The sequence below is a fragment of the Rhodovastum atsumiense genome, from assembly GCF_937425535.1.
GTDB classification, from domain to species: domain Bacteria; phylum Pseudomonadota; class Alphaproteobacteria; order Acetobacterales; family Acetobacteraceae; genus Rhodovastum; species Rhodovastum atsumiense.
The window spans coordinates 5734967-5753508 of the sequence record NZ_OW485601.1; the positions used below are offsets into that span (position 1 = coordinate 5734967).

An 18542-nucleotide genomic window follows, 5' to 3' on the forward strand; every position below is an offset into this window, starting at 1 on the left:
CCGGCCGCGGCAGGCGCGTGCGGTTACGGCCGCGCCTGCCGCGATCCGTACCAGTCCTGCGTGCGGTTCACCACCCTCACGACGGCCAGCATGGCGGGCACCTCGACCAGCACGCCCACCACCGTGGCCAGCGCCGCGCCGCTCTCGAAGCCGTAGACCGTGATGGCGACCGCGACGGCGAGTTCGAAGAAGTTGCTCGCGCCGATCAGGCAGCTTGGCCCCGCCACGCATTGCGCCTCGCCGAGCGAGCGGTTCAACCAATAAGCCAGCGTCGCGGTGAAGAAGACCTGGATGATGATGGGGATCGCGAGCAGCAGGATGACCAGCGGCTGCGCCACGATCTGCTGGCCCTGCAGCGCGAACAGGATCACCAGCGTGGCCAGCAGCGCGCCGAGTGAGGGGGTCCGCAGATGCCCGAGCGTGCGCGCAAGGGCCACCTCCCCCCCGGCGGCAAGCAGCGACCGCCGCCAGAGCTGGGCTGCCAGCAGCGGCACCACGATGAAGATGACGACCGATGCGAACAGCGTGTCCCAGGGCACCGTGATCGACGACAGCCCGAGCAGCAGGCCGACGATGGGTGCGAACAGGACCAGCATGAGGGTGTCGTTCAACGCCACCTGGGAGAGCGTGAAATTGGCATCCCCGTTCACCAGGCTCGACCAGGTGAACACCATCGCGGTGCAGGGCGCGGCGGCGAGCAGGATCAGGCCGGCGATGTAGCTGTCGATCTGCCCGGCCGGCAGCAGCGGGCGGAACAGGACGCCGACGAACAGCCAGCCCAGCAGGGCCATGGAGAACGGCTTCACCGCCCAGTTCACCCCGACGGTGACGGCGATGCCGCGCCAGTGCCGCGTCACCTGGGCCAGCGAGGCGAAGTCCACCCGCAGCAGCATCGGCACGATCATCGCCCAGATCAGCGCCGCCACGGGCAGGTTGACCTGAGCCACTTCGAGGCGGCCGATCATGCGGAACACGCCCGGGAAGGCGCTGCCGAGCAGGATGCCGGCGAGGATGCAGGCGCCGACCCAGAGGGTCAGGTAGCGTTCGAAGATGCCGAGCGACGCCTTACGGGGGGCGTGGGCCTCGGTTGGCGCGGATGCGCTCATGCCGGATTCTCCGGAATGACGCGCCGTCCCCGGGCATCGACCACCTGCTCTCCCCCTTCCTTGCTGAAGGCGCCCTGCTGCGGCGTTGGCAGGATGTCCAGCACCGTCTCGGAGGGGCGGCACAGCTTCACGCCCAGGGGCGTGACCACGATCGGCCGGTTGATGAGGATGGGATGGCGCATCATGGCGTCGATGAGTTCGTCCTCGGTCCGCCCGGGATCGCCGAGGCCGAGTTCCGCATAGGGCGTACCCTTCTCGCGCAACAGGCCGCGCGCGCCGATGCCCATGCGCCGGATCAGATCGACCAGTTCGTCACGCGTCGGCGGCGTCCGGAGGTACTCGACGACCCGTGGCTCCTCGCCGCTGTTGCGGATCAGCGCCAGCACGTTGCGCGACGTGCCGCAGGCGGGGTTGTGGTAGATGGTGATGCTCATGCGGCCTCCGCGGGCTTGCGCGCCTCGATCATGGCGGACACGACGCAGTCCTCGATGCCCCGGCCCGGCGCCCAGGATGCGATCATCTCCCGGCTCTCCGGCTTCACCGCGACGCGCACCCCGGCGAACCCGGCCTCGCGGAGCCACCCCTCGATCCGCTCCACCGGAGCGGCGCCGCTGACGCAGCCACACAGCAAGGCCGGGTCGGCCTGCAGATCCGCCGACAGCGGCGCCACGTTGACCACGTCCGAGATGGCCACGCGCCCGCCGGGCTTCAGCACACGAAACGCCTCGCGGAACACCTGCGCCTTGTCGGGCACCAGGTTCACGACGCAGTTCGAGATCACCACGTCGGCGGTGCCGTCGGCGATGGGCAAATGTTCGATCTCGCCGAGGCGAAACGTGACATTCGTGACGCCCAGCTTGCCGGCGTTGGCGCGTGCCTTCGCCAGCATCTCGTGGGTCATGTCCACGCCGATGACCCGGCCTGCGGGCCCGACCTGCCTGGCTGCCAGGAAGCAGTCGATGCCCGCCCCGCTGCCCAGGTCGACGACGACCTCCCCCGTCTTCAGGTTGGCGATCGCCTGCGGGTTGCCGCAGCCAAGGCCGAGATTGGCGCCGTCCGGCACCGCGGCCAGCTCGGCTTCGGAATAGCCCATCGCCCGCGATCTCGTCTCCGGGGTCGGCTTGCCGCCGCAGCAGCCCGTGGCCGCCGGGGCGCAGCAACCGGACGCATCCGCGCCGGCGGCGACGCTGCCGTAGCGCGCGCGGACCAGATCCTTGATCTCAGCCGTGTCCATCTTTCAGCTCCTGGGGCGATTGGGGACAGGTCGGGTTGCAGGCGGCGCCGGCTTGCGGGCCGCGGCCGCAGCAGTTCTCGGTGAGAAAGGCGATCAGGCCGTTCATGGCCTCGTACCGGGCGGCATAGATCAACTGGCGGCCGACCCGTCGCTGCGAGATCAGCCCGGCCTGCAGCAACTGCGAGAGATGGAAGGACAGCGTCGTCGCGGGCACGCCGAGGCGCTCCGCCAGCAGGCCGGCCGGGCATCCGCCGGGGCCGTCCTGCACCAGTTCCCGGAACGCCTGCAGGCGCGTCTCCTGCGCCAGGGCGCCCAGGGCCTTCACGATCTGCTGGCTGTCCATGCCGCGATCCTTCCGTTCGCGGTGCCATCAGTGCGCCCGGTGAAACCCCGAGTCAACGACATTTTTAGAAATATCGAACTATCACTCCAGCATGAGTTACAATCATGATAAGAGGCGACATTAGTCGCTCTGCCATGGCCCTTTCATGCCCCATCATGATTCCCACGCGGAATCAGAGGTGAGGATCATGTCTCAGGCAGCGACGGTCGGCGCCAAGGCTCCCTGGTCGCGGGGACTGCCACTGCCGGTGGCCATGCTGCTGGCGGCGCTCGCGCTGGGCATCGCCGGAGGGATGGATACCGCGCATCTCCTTGCCGCCCTCGATGCCGGGTTCGGCGGCTCGCTGGGCAGCTATGCCCTCATCCTGATCCCTTCGTTCACGCTGGCGGCGGCGCTGGCGGGGGAAGGTGACGCCGTCGGCTCCGGCCGGGCGGCCGCCTTCATGGCCCCGTTTGCCGGTGCCGCGATGATCTGCCCGGACACGGCCTATGCGGCGCTCGGCCCCATGGCCGGGCGGCGGCGCCTGTCGGTGCTGTTCGGGGCCTATGCAGGCTTCAAGCTGCTGGTTCCCGCCGGGCCGGCCATCATCGGCACCGCGCTCGGGGGGCTGTCGGCCGACCTGATCGCACTGAGCCTCCCTGTGTTCCTGGTGGCCTGGGGAGTCGGCTGGGCCTATGCACGCCGCTTCGAGCCGGGCGAGCGGGCGCGCCGGCGCGAAGCTGGCGGCCCCCTGCCCCGCCGCGTGCTGGCGCCGCTGGCGACCCTCGCCGGCCTGCTCGCGCTCGGTTTCGTCCTGCGCGGTCGCTGGACGCCGCCCGCCTTGCTGGATTTCCTGCTCGACCCCAAGGGCGCGCTTCTGGCCGCGGGCGTGGTGGCCCTGGTGCCGCTGGCCGGTCCCGGGCGCGCCGCGGCGATCGAAAGCGGCATGCGCCGCACCGGTCCGCTGTTGCTGACCATCGGCTCGGCCAGTGCCTTCGGGGCCATGCTGGTCGCCGTGCTGCCGGTCGAGCGATGGGCGCAGGCCCTGGTCGGCACCGGCCTCGTTCTCCCCGCCTTGTTCATCTTCACCGCCAGCTTCAAGCTGGCCAAGGGCTCATCCATGGCGACCTTCGCCGGGACGAGCGGCATCGTGGCGGCGCTGCTGCCCGGCCTCGGCGTGTCGCCCGCCCTGGCCACCCTGGCCATGTGCGCCGGGGCCTTCGTCACCATCGCGCCGAACGACAGCCTCTACTGGCTCGCGCGCCAGGATGCGCTGCCCGGCCGGGACGGGGCCGCCATCACACGGATCCTGGCGGGTGGCGCGACCTTGCAGGGCCTCGCCGCGCTGGCCGTCGTGCTGGCGTTCCAGGCGGCGGGGTGGTGAGCGGCCAATCCGGTCAGGCGCGCCCCAGGATCTCCGACAGCGCGGACAGCAGCCGGTCCATCTGGGCCCGCGTGCCGATGGAAATGCGCAGATAGTCCGCGATCCGCGGCGATGCGAAGTGACGCACCAGCACGGCGCGTTCGCGCAGGGCTGCCGCCAGCCGGGCCCCTTCCTCCATCGGATGGCGGGCGAAGACGAAGTTGGCGCAGGAGGGCAGCACCGCGAAGCCAAGCCGCTCCAGCCCCTGGCGCAGATACGCGCGATTTTCCATCACCAGCGACCGGGTCTGGCGGAACCACGCCTCGTCTGACAGCGCCGCGATGGCCCCTTGCTGGGCCAGCCGGTCGAGCGGGTAGGAATTGAAGCTGTCCTTGACCCGGGTCAGCGCCTCGATCAGGGCGGCATCGCCGATGGCATAGGCCACGCGCAGTCCGGCCAGGGCCCGCGACTTCGACAGCGTGTGCACCACCAGCAGATTGGGATGGGACGCGACCAGCGGGATGGCCGTCTCGGCGCCGAAATCGACATAGGCTTCGTCGATGACGACGGGCTGGTCGGGATGGGCATCCAGCAGGGCGGCGATCTCCGCGCGGGACAGCGCGATGCCGGTGGGGGCATTGGGGTTGGCCAGGATGATCGCCCCGGCCGGGCGGGCATAGGCTTCGATGCGGATGCGCATGTCGGCGTCCAGCGGAACCGTCTCGAAGCCGATCCCGTGCAGGCGACACCAGACAGGATAAAAACTGTAGGTGATATCAGGAAAAAGCAGCGGCGCCTCGTGCCGGAACAGCGCCACGAACACATGCGCCAGCACTTCATCCGACCCGTTGCCGACGAAGACCTGCTCGGGCCGCACCTGATGACAGGCCGCGATCGCCTGGCGCAGCGCCGTGGCGGTGGGATCGGGATAGAGCCGCAGGGCGTCGGTGGTGGCGTCGCGGATCGCCTGCAGCACCAGCGGCGAAGGGCCGACCGGGCATTCGTTGGTGTTGAGCTTGACCAGATCCGCGAGCCGGGGCTGCTCGCCCGGCACATAGGGCGTCAGGTCGTGCACGATCTGGCTCCAGAAACGGCTCATTCACCCCTCACCGAAGACATCGCTTCATCCGGACCGGCCCATCCCGGACCGCTGGTGTTCCGTACCACCGGCATGCGCAGCCGTGCACCCTGGCGCGGTGGCGCCACGCTCATGGCGGGTGTTCCGCGAGCACGCGGCTTCGCAGCCAGGCCATCATGGCCTGGGTGGCACGGTTGGCCGTCACGCCCTCCGGCTGCACGAGCCAGTAGGCGTAGCTCGCGCGCACCCGGACCGGGACCGGCGCGACCAGCCGCCCCGCGGCGAGGTCGCGTTCAACCAGCAGCGACCGGCCAAGCGCCACTCCCATTCCGGCCACCGCCGCCTGGTAGAGGCTGGTGCTTTCGTCGAAGCGCGGCCCCAGGCGCACGGGAAGGGCGCCGAGGCCGGCGGCGCGCAGCCAGCTCTCCCATCCATCCGGGATGTCATCGCCGAGCAGCGGCACTGAGGCCAGCGCCTCCGCCGAGCGGAACAGGCCGTGGCGCTCCGCGAGGGCCGGCGCACAGACCGGGGTCAGCGTCTCCTCGGCGAAGAGGGCGGCGGCCACGCCGGGCCAGCTTCCCCGCCCATAGCGGATCGCCAGGTCGATGCCATCCCGCCGGAGGTCGGCGATGGCGCGGCTGGCATGGATGCGCAGGTCGATGCCGGGATGCCGTGCGGTGAACTCGGGCAGGACCGGAGCCAGCCACAATGCCGCCAGCGACGGCAGCAGCGACAGCGTCACCCGTTCCTGCCGCCGCCCGCGCGCGGCCAGGGCGGCATTGGCGTCGCGGATGCGGGCGAGGCCATCGGCCACCGCGCCGAAATAGGCCCGGCCCGCCTCCGTCAGGGCGATGTGGCGGCCATGCCGTGCGAACAGCGGGGTGGTGAAATGCCCCTCCAGGGTGCGGACATGGCGGCTGATGGCGCTCTGGGTCAGGCCCAGCTCGGCGGCCGCCCGGGTGAAGCTTCCCAGCCGTGCCGCCGCTTCGAAGGCGCGCACCGCGAGCAGGGATGGCTGGCCTGCGGCTGCATGATCGGAACTCATGATGAAGGCGGATATTAGGCCATCTGTCGCACGGCGCCGAGGGCCGGCGCGCGGTCTCAGCCCGTTGCCCTGTCTCCGGCGGCGAGCAGGGTCTCGATGCAATCCACCAGCTGGCTGACGCCGACCGGCTTGCGCAGCAGGGAACAGGCGCCGTGCGGCAGGCCATCGGCCAGATGCAGGGCCTCATCTCCCGCGTGGCCGGTCAACAGCACCGCGGGCAGGCCGGGACGGCGTTGCAGCGCCGCGCGGATCAGCGCGAGCCCGCCCATGCCCGGCATCGACAGGTCGGACACCAGGGCGTCCACAGCCTCGCCCGCGTCCAGCATCGCGAGCGCCGCGGCCCCGCCGCCGGCGGCCAGGACGGCGAATCCGGCGTCCTCGAGCGTAGCGGCGAGGGTCTCGCGCACCATCGCCTCGTCGTCCACGACCAGGATGCGCCGGCCGGGGCTGGCCGCGGCGAGGCCGGCCGACCGTGCCGGCGTGGCCTCGGCCGCCGCCTCGGCCGCCGGCAGCCAGAGCGTGACGGCGGTGCCCTGCCCGGGTGCGCTCTCGATGGCCAGGGCGCCGCCGCTCTGTTCGGCAAAGCCCTTGGCCATGGGCAGGCCGAGGCCGGTGCCCTTGTCCTGCGGCTTGGTGGTGAAGAACGGCTCCGGCGCGCGCTGCAGCGTCGCCAGGTCCATGCCGGTGCCGGTGTCGGCCACCCGCAGGCGCACATATCGGCCGGGCGCCAGGCCCGAGGCATGCGGCGGGTCAGCCGCGATCGCCTCGGCTGCGACCTCCAGGGTGAGCCTGCCGCCCTCGGCCATGGCGTCACGGCCATTGGTCGCCAGGTTGACCAGCACGGTTTCCAACTGGCTCCGGTCGGCCAGGGCCAGGAACGGCCCCTGCCCGACCTCGACGCACACGGCGATATGGCTGCCCAGCGTCTGGGCCAGCACCTCCCGCAGGCCCTCCAGCAGCCGGGCCATGTCGATGCGCTCGGCCCGCAGGTCGCCGTGCCGGGCGAAGGCGAGCAGGCGACGGGTGATGGCGCCGCCACGCTCGGCCGCGCCCAGGACCGTGCGGGCGAATTTCCGCACCGTCGCCGGATTCTCGGCGCGGTGCGCGATCAGGGTCACGCCGCTTTGCACCGCCTGGAGGATGTTGTTGAAATCATGGGCGATGCCGCCGGCCAGTTGTCCCAGCGCCTGCATGCGCTGCGCCTGGGCCGCCCGCGCCTGCGCGTCCTCCCGCGCCGCCACCTCCTCGGCGACCCGTCTTTCCAGATCCCGGTTCATCCCGGCCAGGGCCGCCTCGGCCTGCCGGCGGGCGGTGACCACTTCCGAGAACAACAAGGCGCCCCCGATCGAGCCGTCGGCCCGATGCCAGGGGGTCATTTCCCAACGCACCCAGTCGGTACGGCCGTCCGCGTGCGGGAATGCCTCGTCCTCGGCCGCCAGGGTCTCGCCGGCCAGCACGCGCCGGTGCACCTCGCGCCAGTGGTCCGACATGTGCGGGAACACGTCGTCATAGCGGCGGCCGACCAGCGCCTCCGGCCCGGTTTCCTCCCGCAGCCGATAGTCCTGCAGGAAGCGCCGGCTCACGGCGAGGTAGCGCATCTCGGCGTCGAACATGGCAATGGCGGCGGGTGCGCGATCGACGAACAGCCGCAGCCGCGCCTCGCCCGCGGCCAGCGCCGCGTTCGCGGCCTGCAGCGCGGCGGTGCGCGCGGCCACCGTCGCCTCCAGCCCGGCATTCGCCGTGGCCAGAACGGACAGGGCGGCTCTCCGCTCGGTGGTGGCGGCGGCCAGCAACTGCGCCGTCGCCGCCGCCACGAACAGCATCAATTGCACGAAGACGACCCGCTCCGCCGGGGTCATGCCGGACCGCAGATAGGGCGTGGCATCGATGGCGAGGCTGGCGGCCATCATCAGGGCAAGGACCGCCACGGCAACGGTGGCGCCGAGCTGGCCATGGCGCAGGGAGGCCCAGATCAAAGGCGGCAGGGTCAGGGTCAAGGGCCGGATCGACGGTCCGGGCGCCCACAGCACTGCCGCCGTCCACAGCGTGACGATGACGGCGACAAGGCCGCAGGCGGCCAAGTGACGTCCGGGCAGGCCGGGCGTCGCGTGGCACCTCGACCATCCCTGCGCTGCGGCCAGGGCTGCTGGCGTTCCCACCGCCACGCCCACGGAATCGGCCGCCCAGCAGATGCGCCAGACCTCGGCGAAGTCGGTACCGCTCTGGCCCGAGGCCGCCCAGGCGACGAGGGTGGCTCCGGCGACGGGGGCGACCAGCGCCGCCGCGCCCACGGCCAGGGTATCGCGCAGGCGCTGGCCGGGCGATACCTGCTCCCGGCCTTCCCGTAGGATCAGACGGACCACCGCCGCCCCCGCCAGGGCTTCGGTACCGTTGCCGGCGATGCCCCCCCCGACCAGGGGAATTGGCAGGCCCAGCACCAGGCCATCCGTGACGAGAGTGACTGCCGCCGCGGTGGCAAGCACCCAGGCCCAGCGCCGGGGAGGCGTCGCCAGGAGCGCCGCGAGAAGCACCCCCGATCCAGGCCAGAAGGTCGCGACGGCGATGGTGCGAAGGGACAGCGCGTGCCCAAGCATGACGGTGGCCAGGTAGGCAAGGGCGAAAAGCGCCATGGCGCCCGGCCAGGATGGGGCGCCTCCTGGGGTGGGCCGAAAAAGCAGAGGACCGAACAAGTCGCGCATCGCCGTGCGCCTCAGCCGGGCACAAAGGCTGGGCATGGAACGGCAACTTCAGTCGACACGTTGACAGAGATGAATCATTGTTGATGGGTAAAAAATCATTTGATGGAAGTTGACATGCGCTATGAAACGCACTGTGAAGCGATCACCCCCTACCCCGATAAGTACAAATAAATCTTGAGTCAAATTTTAAATGGCAAATTTTAATATTTAAAAATGCCAACAGTTTTATGTTGAATGATCGTGGCAATGCAACGCAGTAAGGGGCGCGCCGATGCCCGTGCATATTGGGATCGCGGGCTGGAGTATTCCGCCGCAATATGCGGCCGCCTTTCCCGCCGGCGAAACTCACCTGGCACGCTATGCCCGGCGCTTCGGTGCGGTTGAGATCAACTCCTCATTCTATCGTCCGCACCGGCTGGCGACGTACGAGCGCTGGGCGCGCAGCGTGCCCGAGGCATTCCGTTTCGCGGTGAAACTGCCGAAGGAGATCACGCATGTCCGCGGGCTGGAGGACAGCACCGGGCCACTGCTGCGGTTCCTCGCTGCCGTCAGCGGGCTGGGGGACAGGCTTGGCCCGCTGCTTGTGCAACTCCCCCCTGCCCTGCGCTTTGCCGCGGCCTCCGTGGAGCCGTTCCTTGACGGGCTGCGGCAACATTGCGCCGGTGAAGTGGTCTGCGAACCACGGCATGCGTCATGGTTCACCGACCCGGCCGAGGCCATGCTGCGCCGCTTCGCCGTGGCCCGCGTGGCGGCGGACCCGGCAATCGTCGCCGCCGCGGCCGGACCGGGCGGAGACGATCAGTTGGTCTACCATCGCCTGCATGGCTCTCCACAAATGTACTACTCGGCCTATCCGACAGATGTCATCGAGGACCTTGCGACACGGATCCTCCGACAAGCGACCTCGGCCCGGGTGGTCTGGTGCATCTTCGACAACACGGCTCGCGGAGAAGCCACCAACGATGCGTTGCGCCTCTGCCGGTGCCTGGCGGACAGATGTCGCCGGCCAATGGAAGGCGCTCACCGTGTGGGGCGGTGCGATGGCGGATGACGCTGGGCACGACATGTAAATGCGTGCATGTGCATGACGCCGGGAGCGGAGCGCGGCCCCATCAGCATCAGGAAAGGCCAGGGCGCTGTCGCGTGACGGCCAAAAGACCCTTGCAACCCATTCGTGCTGATCCGCCTACATGACTATTGGCCGGCATTGCCACAATGCAGTTCGATACTGTCGCCAACGCGGATGATGGTCACGCTGAGTGCGGGCTCGCCGAGTTTCTGCGGCACGGAGAGTATGGCTTCCTGTCCCGGTGCCAGGGTCGCCACCATCCGTATCGGCTCCCCGCGCTCGTCGTCGATCCGTTGGGCGGTCGTGACCACGCGCAGATCCGACCCGGCCCTGGTAAAGTAAGAAACAAGAGAATAAGACCCGATCTGCGTTTCAACGCCTTGGCCGGGCTTGATGGTAGCGGCGCATGCCTGCCCAGCCATGCCGAAGGCAATCAGGGCGCCAAGCGCTGCAACAAAGAATTTCATGATGACGATTACCTCAATACGAGCCGCGAATGAGTGCAGCTCATTTTTGTCCTATAACATGACTCCCTTCGCGACTGCAGCAATTAGGCTCATCCGTGCTGCCGGCACGCTTCACCGACGGAGGCCAGCCGTTTCGGGCCTGCACGGTTCAGGTTCCTGTTCTGGCGGAAAGGTTTATCGGTGGAGCGGCCAAAGGCCCGCCTGCCGGCCCCATGAGGCCGGAGCGTCACGTATCAGCCGTATCGTATCCCAGGCAGGAAGGCTTGCCAGCGGCGCCTGATTTGACTTGCAGCTACTTCGGCACAGGGCCGCTCAGCCCCCCAGCGGATGATCGCACGTGACGGCGATCACCGCAGGCAGGGGCCAGGGGCGGGCGACCAACCTTCGGTCGGCCGCCTGGTCCCATGCCGGGATTTACTTCGGACGCTTGCGCGAAGATCCCTTCTTCGTCGGGGTCTTGGCCTCCACACGCGGCGCCGGAGTCACGGCGGCGGGACGCGCCGGGACCGCAGGGGATGCGGCTGCCGGCGCCGGAGCAGGCGCCGGGCGTGGCGCAGCGGCGGCAGGGGCCGGGCTCGGCGCGGGCGCCGGCGCCGGAGCAGGCGCCGGGCGTGGTGCGGCGGCGACAGGGGCCGGGCTCGGTGCGGGCGCCAGAGCAGGCGCGGGCGCCGGGCGTGGCGCGGCGGCGGCAGGGGCCGGGCTCGGCGCGGGTGCCGGAGCAGGCGCGGGCGCCGGGCGTGGCGCGGCGGCGGCAGGGGCCGGGCTCGGCGCGGGTGCCGGAGCAGGCGCGGGCGCCGGGCGTGGCGCGGCGGCGGCAGGGGCCGGGCTCGGCGCGGGTGCCGGAGCAGACGCGGGCGCCGGGCGTGGCGCGGCGGCGGCAGGGCTCGGTGCGGGCGTCGGCGCAGGCGCGGGCGCCGGGCGTGGCGCGGCGGCGACGACAGGGCTCGGTGCGGGCGTCGGCGCAGGCGCGGGCGCCGGGCGTGGCGCGGCGGCGACAGGGGCCGGCGCAGGCTTGGCCGCCGCCACGGCGACGGCCGCGGCGGCGGCCGGGCTCGGCGATGTTGCAACCACCCGGTCCGGCTTGGCAGCAGCAACGGCTTTGGGCGCGGCAGTGGCTGTTTCGGCCTTGTCGTTGCCTGTCATCAACGCCCAATGCGCGTCACGCACCGCGAACAGCGGCCAGGCGATCAGCACGAGAGGAAGGTAGTCGTGGGAAATCTTGTCCCGGCCCGGCCAGTCAGGACGGGCCCTGGCAACGATCGTCATAACACCGATCAGCGCATACAGCGCCGCGCCTGCAGCGCCGTGACCAGCGACCCACAGGAGCACCACAACGACGAAAGCCAGGAAGACCAGGAAATGGTAAGGGCGCTTGACGAATTCTTCGGCGGTCATGTCGTCCTCCAACGGCGCGATGGATAAACAGAAGGCAGGTCATGCCCGGTCGCGGCTGATGCCGAAGGGGCGCAACGCGCCACCTTGCATCGGCGCGGGCCGAGCATATGTGCCTCCTTGCACGTGAACTGGGTTGGCGCGACGGCGACCGTACCAGTGCACGTACAAAGAACGCCCGCGCAAGGGTCGGCCGCGGGCGGGCTGCACAGATATCCGGTCGTCTCGACGTCGGCGGGTCATGCGTCTCTGAGGCGAAGGGGCCTCTTCCATATGAATGAGGGGCCCCCAGGCGGCTAATCCGCCACCGGCATTCGTCGGACGCTAGCCTCTGCCCCGCGGCAAGCCAAGCGGAATGTTTCGTGCGACATGATAATTTGTGGAATTTCAGCAACCTCCGGCCCCCGAGGGGAACGAGAAGGGCTTTAATTCCCCTGCCCTATCCTCGCAGCGCCGTCGCGACTCGGGTCACGCGGCACCCCTGCCATCGCGCCGCGGCGCGTTCATCCTCGGTGATCGGCCGGGGGCTCTGCCCGACGGCGGCGGTCGCGCCATAGGGCGTGCCGGCCTTCGTCATCGCCGGGTCGGCATAGCCCGTGGGCACGATGATGAAGCCCAGATGCGCGAGCGGCGGCCAGAGCGACAGGATGGTGGCCTCGTTGCCGCCATGCAGCGAAGCGGTGGAGGACAGCACCGATCCCACCTTCCCGACCAGCTTGCCGGCAGCCCACAGGCCACCGAGCGAATCGATCCAGGACTTCAGCTCCGAGCTGACGCATCCGAACCGGGTCGGCGTCCCCAGGATCACGGCGTCGGCCCATACCGCATCCTCGGCGGAGGGCGCCTCGTAGGCGGCATTCATGCGCTGCGCCGTCTCGTGCCAGCCTGGCACCCGGGTCATCACCTCGTCGGAGACAAGTTCACGCACGCGGCGCAGCCGTACCTCCGCCCCCTCGCTGCGGGCGCCCTCGGCTGCGGCGGCGGCCAGGCTCTCGATGGTACCGGAACGGGAATAGAAGGCGATCAGCACATTGGTCATGGTCTTTCCCCCGGCCTGCCGGCACGGCGGTGCCGGTCAGGGCTTGCGCAAGCTGACATGGCCTGGACCGCTGCCCTGGCCACCGGGCCAGCCACACAATCCCGCGCGAGGGGATGCGACGGATCAGGTCACCGCCGGCACCCTGACGATGGAGTCCTGCGCCGCCGACTGGAGCGTGGGCACGATGCGGGCCGGGTCGTAGCCCTGCGCCGCCGCGATGGAGAGCGCCCGGGCATAGTCGTCGGGCGGCAGGGCCGGCGTACGGGACAGCAGCCATAGCCGGCGGCGGCTGGGGGTTCCCACGACGGCCCAGCGATACGCCTCGTCCAGGCCGAGCACCCAGTAATCGCCGCCGAACAGCCCAAAGAACACGACCCGCAACCGCGCCCCGCTGTCGTCCACCGCGCGCGCCCGCGCCCGCACCGAGCGCCGGCGCAGCCCCGCCGCGGCATCGCGGGCGGTGTTGTGCACCGTGACCGTGCCGTCCGGGCGGGCCGTATAGGTGGCCACCACGTCGACACAGCGTCGTCCGTTGCCATCCTGCTCCGGATTGGGCAACCGCCCGACCTCGTACCAGCGGCCGAGATAGCGCGTCAGATCGACCGAGGGCACCGTCATCAGGGGCGGCCCGGGCGGAGAGCGGCGACGCAGCGCATTGACGGCGGCGACGAGGATATCAGCAACCATGCGCTCAAGGTGGCGATGGGCGCAGGCACCGCAAGATGCGCGATGCCGGGTTCTCGCCAAACCACAAGATGTTGCTCTAGCGTCACCGCATGTTCGGCCCCCATGCTTCCCGCCCGCGCCTGCTGGTCGTTTCGGCGATCGGGGTGGCCCAGATCCTGGCCTTCGGTGCTTCCTACTACCTGCCGGCCATCATCGCCGCGCCGGTCGCCGCCGATACCGGCTGGCCGTTGCCGTGGGTCGTCGGCGCCCTCTCGCTCGGGTTGCTGGTCTCTGGGCTGGTCTCGCCCGCGATCGGACGGCTGATCGAGCGGTCCGGCGGACGGCGGGTACTGGCGGGCAGTGCCGTGCTGATGGCGGCCGGATTGGCGCTGCTGGCCGGCGCCCCCTCGCTGCCGATGTTCCTGGCTGCGTGGCTGGTGATGGGACTGGCGATGGGGGCCGGCCTTTATGACCCGGCCTTCGCCGCACTCGGACGCCTGTACGGGGACCAGGCCCGCGGCGCGATCACCCAGGTGACGCTCTACGGCGGCTTCGCCAGCACGGTCTGCTGGCCACTCTCGGCCTTTCTGGTGGCACAGGTGGGCTGGCGGGGAACCTGCCTGGCCTATGCGCTGATCGCGCTGACCGTGATGCTGCCGCTGTATCTGATCGGACTGCCGCAGGAAGCGCCCCGTCCGCCCGCGCTGCCGGCAGCCGAGGCCGCCGCCCCGGCGCCGTCCCCGTGCGGGCGGCGCTCCGCGCTGATCGTCTTCGCCATGATCATGACCCTGTCCTCAGTGGTCACCACGGTGGTGTCGGTGCACCTGATCACCCTGGTACAGGCGCGGGGCCTGGACCTGGCCGCCGCGGTGGGGCTGGGCATGCTGATCGGGCCGGCCCAGGTCGGTGCCCGCGTGATCGAGGCCACGTTCGGCCGGCACCACCACCCGCTCTGGAGCCTGCTGGTCTCCATGGTGGCGGTGTCGGCGGGTCTGGCCATGCTGATGGGCGGCGCCGGCGTGATGGCCGCCGGGCTGGTACTGTACGGCGGCGGCAACGGCGTCCGCTCGATCGCCCGCGGCACGGTGCCGCTCGCGCTGTTCGGCCGGGAGGGCTACGCGGCGCTGATGGGGCAACTGGCGGCGCCTGCCCTGCTGGCGCAGGCGGCCTCGCCGGCGATCGGGACGGTGCTGATCGCGCAGGTCGGCCCCGTCGCGACGACCCTGCTGCTGTGCGCGGCGGCGGGGATCAACATCGCCTTGTGCCTGGTGCTGCTGGCCATCGCCCCGGTCAAACGGATCGGGGCCGCACCGCCGCGCCCCTGAAGGTGCGAGCGGGACGGCACCCTGTCGAAATGCTATTGCGAGTCAGTCGCAATAGCAGTAAAGACTTCGGCGTCGGCCACGATGACGGCCCGATCTTGCAGGAGCGCCGCGGCCCGGGTCCGCCCGACCGGGTCGCGGCATTCCTGGCGACAACCGGCGGTTCCCCTCTCTCTCGCGCCCGCCGGAGTGTCCGCGCACTGCCACCGCCGGCGCATCCGACCGGTTCCGGCCCGGATCGGCGCCCCGGCGGTGGCAGGTCATGTTGAACCGCGAAAGACCTCAGGACCGCTTTACCGCGCGGGCGCTCGGCAACATCAGCTTGCCCTCGATATGGGCGGCCAGGCGCTCGGCCGCCTGCGCCGCGCTGCCCGCCGTGGTATCGACGACGAGATCGGGCGCCTCCGGGATCTCGTAGGGCGCATCGATGCCGGTGAAGCCGGCGAGCTTGCCCGCCCGCGCCGCCGCATACAGCCCCTTGGGATCGCGCCGTTCGCAGGTGTCGCGGTCGGCGTGGATATGGATCTCGTGGAACCCTTCGCCCACCGTCGTGCGGGCCAGTGTCCGGTCGACCGCGCGCGGCGAGATCAGCGCCACCAGCACCACCATCCCGGCATCAGCCATCATGCGCGCCACCACGGCGGCGCGGCGCACGTTCTCGTGCCGGTCGGCCGGCGAGAAGCCGAGATCGCGCGACAGCCGCGCCCGCAACGTATCGCCGTCCAGCACCGCCACGTCGAGGCCGTGCCGGAACAGCAATGCCTCGGTGGCGCGCGCGATCGTGCTCTTGCCCGCGCCGGGCAGGCCGGTCATCCAGAACACGCCACTGCGGTGACCCTTCGCCTGCGCCCGTTCCCAGGTGCTGACCGCGCTGTCGACCGGGAACACCGAGGGCGCGGCGACGGCGAGCGGCGCCGGGCCGAGCAGCGGGGCGCCGCCGACGATCTGCTGGTGACGGTCCACCAGCACGCCGCGCCCGCCGGCGCCGGCGGCAGCGAAGGGATCGAACAGGACGCCTTCCGGGGCCGCCAGCGTGATCTCGGCGAAGCCCTCGGGCGGCACGTGGTCGGCGGGGTGTTCGGTCAGGTCCTCGATCTGCAGCACGGACTCGATCGCCGCCACCGTCACCGTGTGCTCGGCGGTGGCCAGCCGCAGGCGGAAGGATTCACCCACCCGCAACGGCTCCTGCCGCAACCAGAACAGCCGGGCGCGCAGCCGCGCCGCCCGCAGCGGCGGCTGGCCGGGCGGATGCAGCAGGTCGCCGCGATCCACTACCACGTCGGGTTCCAGCACCAGCGCCACCGACTGGCCGGCGACGGCGGCGATCTGGGGATTGGTGTGCCAGCCTTCGATCGCGGCGATGCGCGCCAGCGTGCCGTGCGGGCCGACCACCACGGCATCGCCGACCTTCAGCCGGCCGCTCTCGATCCGCCCGACCACCAGCCGCCGGTCATCGAACCGATAGACGTCCTGCACCGGCAGGCGCAGCGGCCCCTCCGCCTGCGAGGGCAGCGGCGGCACCTGCGCCAGGGCCTCGGTCAGCGTCGGTCCTTCGTACCAGGGCGTGTGCTCCGATCGCGCGGCCACGTTGTCGCCATGCCGCGCCGAGGCCGGGATCAGCACCACCGGGCGGATTTCCAGCCGCTCGAGCAGGGCCAGGACGGCGCTGCTGGCGGAAGCGATGCGGTCCTGGTCGAAGTCGAGCAGGTCGGCCTTGTTGAGCACCACGATGACGTGCCGCACACCGATCAGGCGCAGCAGCACGGCATGGCGGCGGGTCTGCTCCTGCGCGCCCTCGGCGATGTCCACCACCAGCACCGCGGCACCGGCCCCGGCGGCGCCGGTGACCATGTTGCGCAGGAACTGCCGGTGGCCGGGCGCATCGACGATGACGAAGGGCCGGCCATCCAGCACGAACGGCAGGCGGGTGCTGTCGATCGTCACCCCCTGGTCGCGCTCGGCCTGCAGGCTGTCGAGCAGGAACGACCATTCCACCTTCAACCCGCGCCGCTCGCTGGAGGCGATGACGGCATCGACCCGGCCTTCCGCCAGGTTGCCGGTGTCGTACAGCAACCGACCGATCAGCGTCGATTTGCCGTGGTCGACATGGCCGACGATGACGATCGGTGTCGTCGCGGTCGGCGGCGGGACCGTGACGGCCTCGACCGCGGGAGCCTCGGACATCTGCCTGTTCTCCCGCTCAGAGATAGCCGGCGATCCGCAGGCGCTCGAAGGCGTCCTCGGATTCATGGTCCATGGCGCGGCCGGCGCGCTCGGCCTCGCGCGTAGCCTGCAGCTCGGCGATGATCTCAGCGATGGTGGTGGCCTCGCTCACCACCGGCTGGGTGATGTCCTGGTCGCCGAGCGAGCGGTAGCGGCGGCCGTCGCGGGCGAAATAAAGGTCCACCACCGGGATGCCCTCGCGCTCGATGTAGCGCCAGACATCGATCTCGCGCCAGGCGAGCAGCGGATGCACCCGCACATGCGCCCCCGGCTCGACCGGGGCGACGAACTGGTCCCAGAACTCCGGCGGCTGGTTGCGCACGTCCCAGCGATGCCCGGCCCCGCGCGGGCTGAACACCCGCTCCTTGGCCCGCGTCGCCTGCTCGTCGCGGCGGATGCCGGCAATCACCCCGGCGAAGCGTTCCCGCTCGATCAGGTTGGCAAGGCCCACGGTCTTGCGCGCCGCCGAGCGCGCCGCGGGCGGCAGCGTGGGATCGATCTCATCGACCGGTGGGCAGCCACCGATGCGGAGGTCGAGACTCCATTCGACGGCATAGCGGTCGCGGAAGGCGTACATCTCCGGGAATTTCCGGCCGGTATCGACATGCAGCACCGGAAACGGCACCCGCCCCAGGAACGCCTTGCGCGCGAGCCAGACCAGCACGTTGGAATCCTTGCCGAGCGACCACAACAGCCCGAGCGGGCGCAGGCGCCGGTACGCCTCGCGCAGGATGAAAATGCTCTGGCTTTCGAGGTGATCGAGATCGGTCATGGCTCATTTCCGGTGGCTGGGGTCGCGGAAGGAGAAGCGGGGATTGGCTGGGGGAAAACCGGCTGTGGGTCGGGGCGCCGCGAGGCCGGGGAGCGATGGATGCCGCATTCGGTCTTGCCCGACCCGGCCCAGCGGCCGGCGCGGACATCCTCGCCCGGGCCCACGGCGCGGGTACAGGGGGCGCAGCCGATCGAGGGAAAGCCGCGCGCCACCAGCGGATGCGCCGGCAGGTCGCGCCGGCGGATCTCGGCGGCGATCTCGGCCGCGCTCCATTCGGCCAGGGGATTGAGCTTGACCCGGCCATCCACCTCTTCGCGCAGCGGCAGCACGGCCCGGCCGGCTGACTGGTAGCGCTTGCGCCCGCTGATCCAGGCATCGAACGGCGCCAGCGCGTGTTCGAGCGGCGCGACCTTGCGCAGCGCACAGCAATCATCGGGGATGAAGCGATGCAGCGTGCCGTCCGGATCGATCCGGGCCAGGGCGGCGGCGTCCGGCTGCACCACCCGCAGGTCGGTCAGGCCGAGTCGCGCAACGAGCTGCGTGCGATAGGCGAGGGTTTCAGGAAAATGCTTGCCGGTGTCGAGGAACAGCACCGGCAAGCCGGGATCGATCCCGGCGACCAGGGCCAGCAGCAGCGCGGATTCGGCCCCGAAGGATGAAACCACGGCGATGTGGCCATGGTGGGTGCGCACGATGGCCTCGCGCAGGAGGTCGATGGCAGCCCCGGCCTTCGGGAAAAGCGGAT

General features: G+C 70.6%; 17 protein-coding genes. 4 read left to right on the plus strand and 13 right to left on the minus strand.

The window, feature by feature from the left end; all coding sequences use genetic code 11:
• Positions 1-23: 23 nt before the first annotated feature.
• The 4 genes from arsB to NBY65_RS25870 are packed head-to-tail and all read right to left on the minus strand — an operon-like array spanning position 24 to position 2683.
• Positions 24-1106 carry an ACR3 family arsenite efflux transporter gene (arsB, locus tag NBY65_RS25855; RefSeq protein ID WP_150041295.1) on the minus strand — a complete coding sequence of 361 codons (1083 nt, stop codon included), beginning with the start codon at positions 1104-1106 and terminating at the stop codon, positions 24-26.
• Positions 1103-1540 (minus strand): arsenate reductase (glutaredoxin), encoded by a 438-nt coding sequence (arsC, locus tag NBY65_RS25860; protein ID WP_150041296.1) that lies wholly within the window; start codon positions 1538-1540, stop codon positions 1103-1105. The genes arsB and arsC overlap by 4 nt, the downstream gene beginning before the upstream one ends.
• Positions 1537-2340, minus strand: coding sequence for an arsenite methyltransferase (locus NBY65_RS25865; RefSeq protein ID WP_150041297.1), 804 nt, complete (start codon positions 2338-2340; stop codon positions 1537-1539). The genes arsC and NBY65_RS25865 overlap by 4 nt, the downstream gene beginning before the upstream one ends.
• On the minus strand, positions 2327-2683 hold the full coding sequence (locus NBY65_RS25870) for an ArsR/SmtB family transcription factor (protein ID WP_150041298.1): 357 nt from the start codon (positions 2681-2683) through the stop codon (positions 2327-2329). Before NBY65_RS25870 ends, NBY65_RS25865 begins: the two co-directional genes overlap by 14 nt.
• Before the next feature lie 187 nt (positions 2684-2870).
• Here NBY65_RS25870 and NBY65_RS25875 point away from each other — a divergent pair, with 187 nt between their 5' ends.
• Positions 2871-4046, plus strand: coding sequence for a GntT/GntP/DsdX family permease (locus tag NBY65_RS25875; protein WP_162530574.1), 1176 nt, complete (start codon positions 2871-2873; stop codon positions 4044-4046).
• 13 nt (positions 4047-4059) lie between these two features.
• On the opposite strand, the gene hisC is transcribed toward NBY65_RS25875, so the two are convergent.
• The 3 genes from hisC to NBY65_RS25890 all read right to left on the minus strand — a co-directional run bounded on the left by hisC (position 4060) and on the right by NBY65_RS25890 (position 8778).
• The gene (gene hisC, locus NBY65_RS25880; protein WP_150041300.1) at positions 4060-5124 is read right to left on the minus strand and encodes a histidinol-phosphate transaminase; all 1065 of its coding nucleotides are present in this window, start codon (positions 5122-5124) and stop codon (positions 4060-4062) included.
• A 109-nt stretch (positions 5125-5233) separates the two neighbouring features.
• Complete coding sequence (gene gcvA / locus NBY65_RS25885; protein ID WP_150041301.1) at positions 5234-6148, minus strand: transcriptional regulator GcvA; 915 nt, start codon at positions 6146-6148, stop codon at positions 5234-5236.
• A gap of 56 nt (positions 6149-6204) precedes the next feature.
• Positions 6205-8778, minus strand: a complete 2574-nt coding sequence (locus tag NBY65_RS25890) for an MASE1 domain-containing protein (RefSeq protein WP_162530575.1) — start codon at positions 8776-8778, stop codon at positions 6205-6207.
• Positions 8779-9118: 340 nt separating this feature from the next.
• Between NBY65_RS25890 and NBY65_RS25895 the strand changes: the two genes are divergently transcribed.
• Entirely contained in the window at positions 9119-9898 is a 780-nt protein-coding gene (locus NBY65_RS25895) for a DUF72 domain-containing protein (protein WP_150041303.1), read from the plus strand.
• A 143-nt stretch (positions 9899-10041) separates the two neighbouring features.
• On the opposite strand, the gene NBY65_RS25900 is transcribed toward NBY65_RS25895, so the two are convergent.
• Complete coding sequence (locus NBY65_RS25900; protein ID WP_150041304.1) at positions 10042-10383, minus strand: hypothetical protein; 342 nt, start codon at positions 10381-10383, stop codon at positions 10042-10044.
• Between the two features lie 515 nt (positions 10384-10898).
• Here NBY65_RS25900 and NBY65_RS25905 point away from each other — a divergent pair.
• A complete protein-coding gene (locus NBY65_RS25905) occupies positions 10899-11651 on the plus strand; it encodes a hypothetical protein (RefSeq protein ID WP_250265742.1) in 753 nt (250 codons plus the stop codon).
• 563 nt (positions 11652-12214) lie between these two features.
• Here NBY65_RS25905 and wrbA read toward each other — a convergent pair.
• Both wrbA and NBY65_RS25915 read right to left on the minus strand, forming a co-directional pair.
• Complete coding sequence (gene wrbA / locus NBY65_RS25910; RefSeq protein WP_150042164.1) at positions 12215-12814, minus strand: NAD(P)H:quinone oxidoreductase; 600 nt, start codon at positions 12812-12814, stop codon at positions 12215-12217.
• A gap of 123 nt (positions 12815-12937) precedes the next feature.
• Positions 12938-13501 (minus strand): lipocalin family protein, encoded by a 564-nt coding sequence (locus tag NBY65_RS25915; protein WP_150042165.1) that lies wholly within the window; start codon positions 13499-13501, stop codon positions 12938-12940.
• A gap of 89 nt (positions 13502-13590) precedes the next feature.
• Here NBY65_RS25915 and NBY65_RS25920 point away from each other — a divergent pair, with 89 nt between their 5' ends.
• The gene (locus NBY65_RS25920) at positions 13591-14805 is read left to right on the plus strand and encodes an MFS transporter (RefSeq protein ID WP_150042166.1); all 1215 of its coding nucleotides are present in this window, start codon (positions 13591-13593) and stop codon (positions 14803-14805) included.
• A gap of 279 nt (positions 14806-15084) precedes the next feature.
• Here NBY65_RS25920 and cysC read toward each other — a convergent pair whose 3' ends face one another.
• From cysC to NBY65_RS25935, 3 genes are read right to left on the minus strand one after another with little or no spacing between them, the layout of a single operon-like run.
• Positions 15085-16986 (minus strand): adenylyl-sulfate kinase, encoded by a 1902-nt coding sequence (gene cysC / locus NBY65_RS25925; RefSeq protein ID WP_150042167.1) that lies wholly within the window; start codon positions 16984-16986, stop codon positions 15085-15087.
• A gap of 16 nt (positions 16987-17002) precedes the next feature.
• On the minus strand, positions 17003-17797 hold the full coding sequence (gene cysD, locus NBY65_RS25930; protein WP_150042168.1) for a sulfate adenylyltransferase subunit CysD: 795 nt from the start codon (positions 17795-17797) through the stop codon (positions 17003-17005).
• Positions 17794-18513 carry a phosphoadenylyl-sulfate reductase gene (locus NBY65_RS25935; RefSeq protein ID WP_239002881.1) on the minus strand — a complete coding sequence of 240 codons (720 nt, stop codon included), beginning with the start codon at positions 18511-18513 and terminating at the stop codon, positions 17794-17796. Before NBY65_RS25935 ends, cysD begins: the two co-directional genes overlap by 4 nt.
• Positions 18514-18542: the final 29 nt, after the last annotated feature.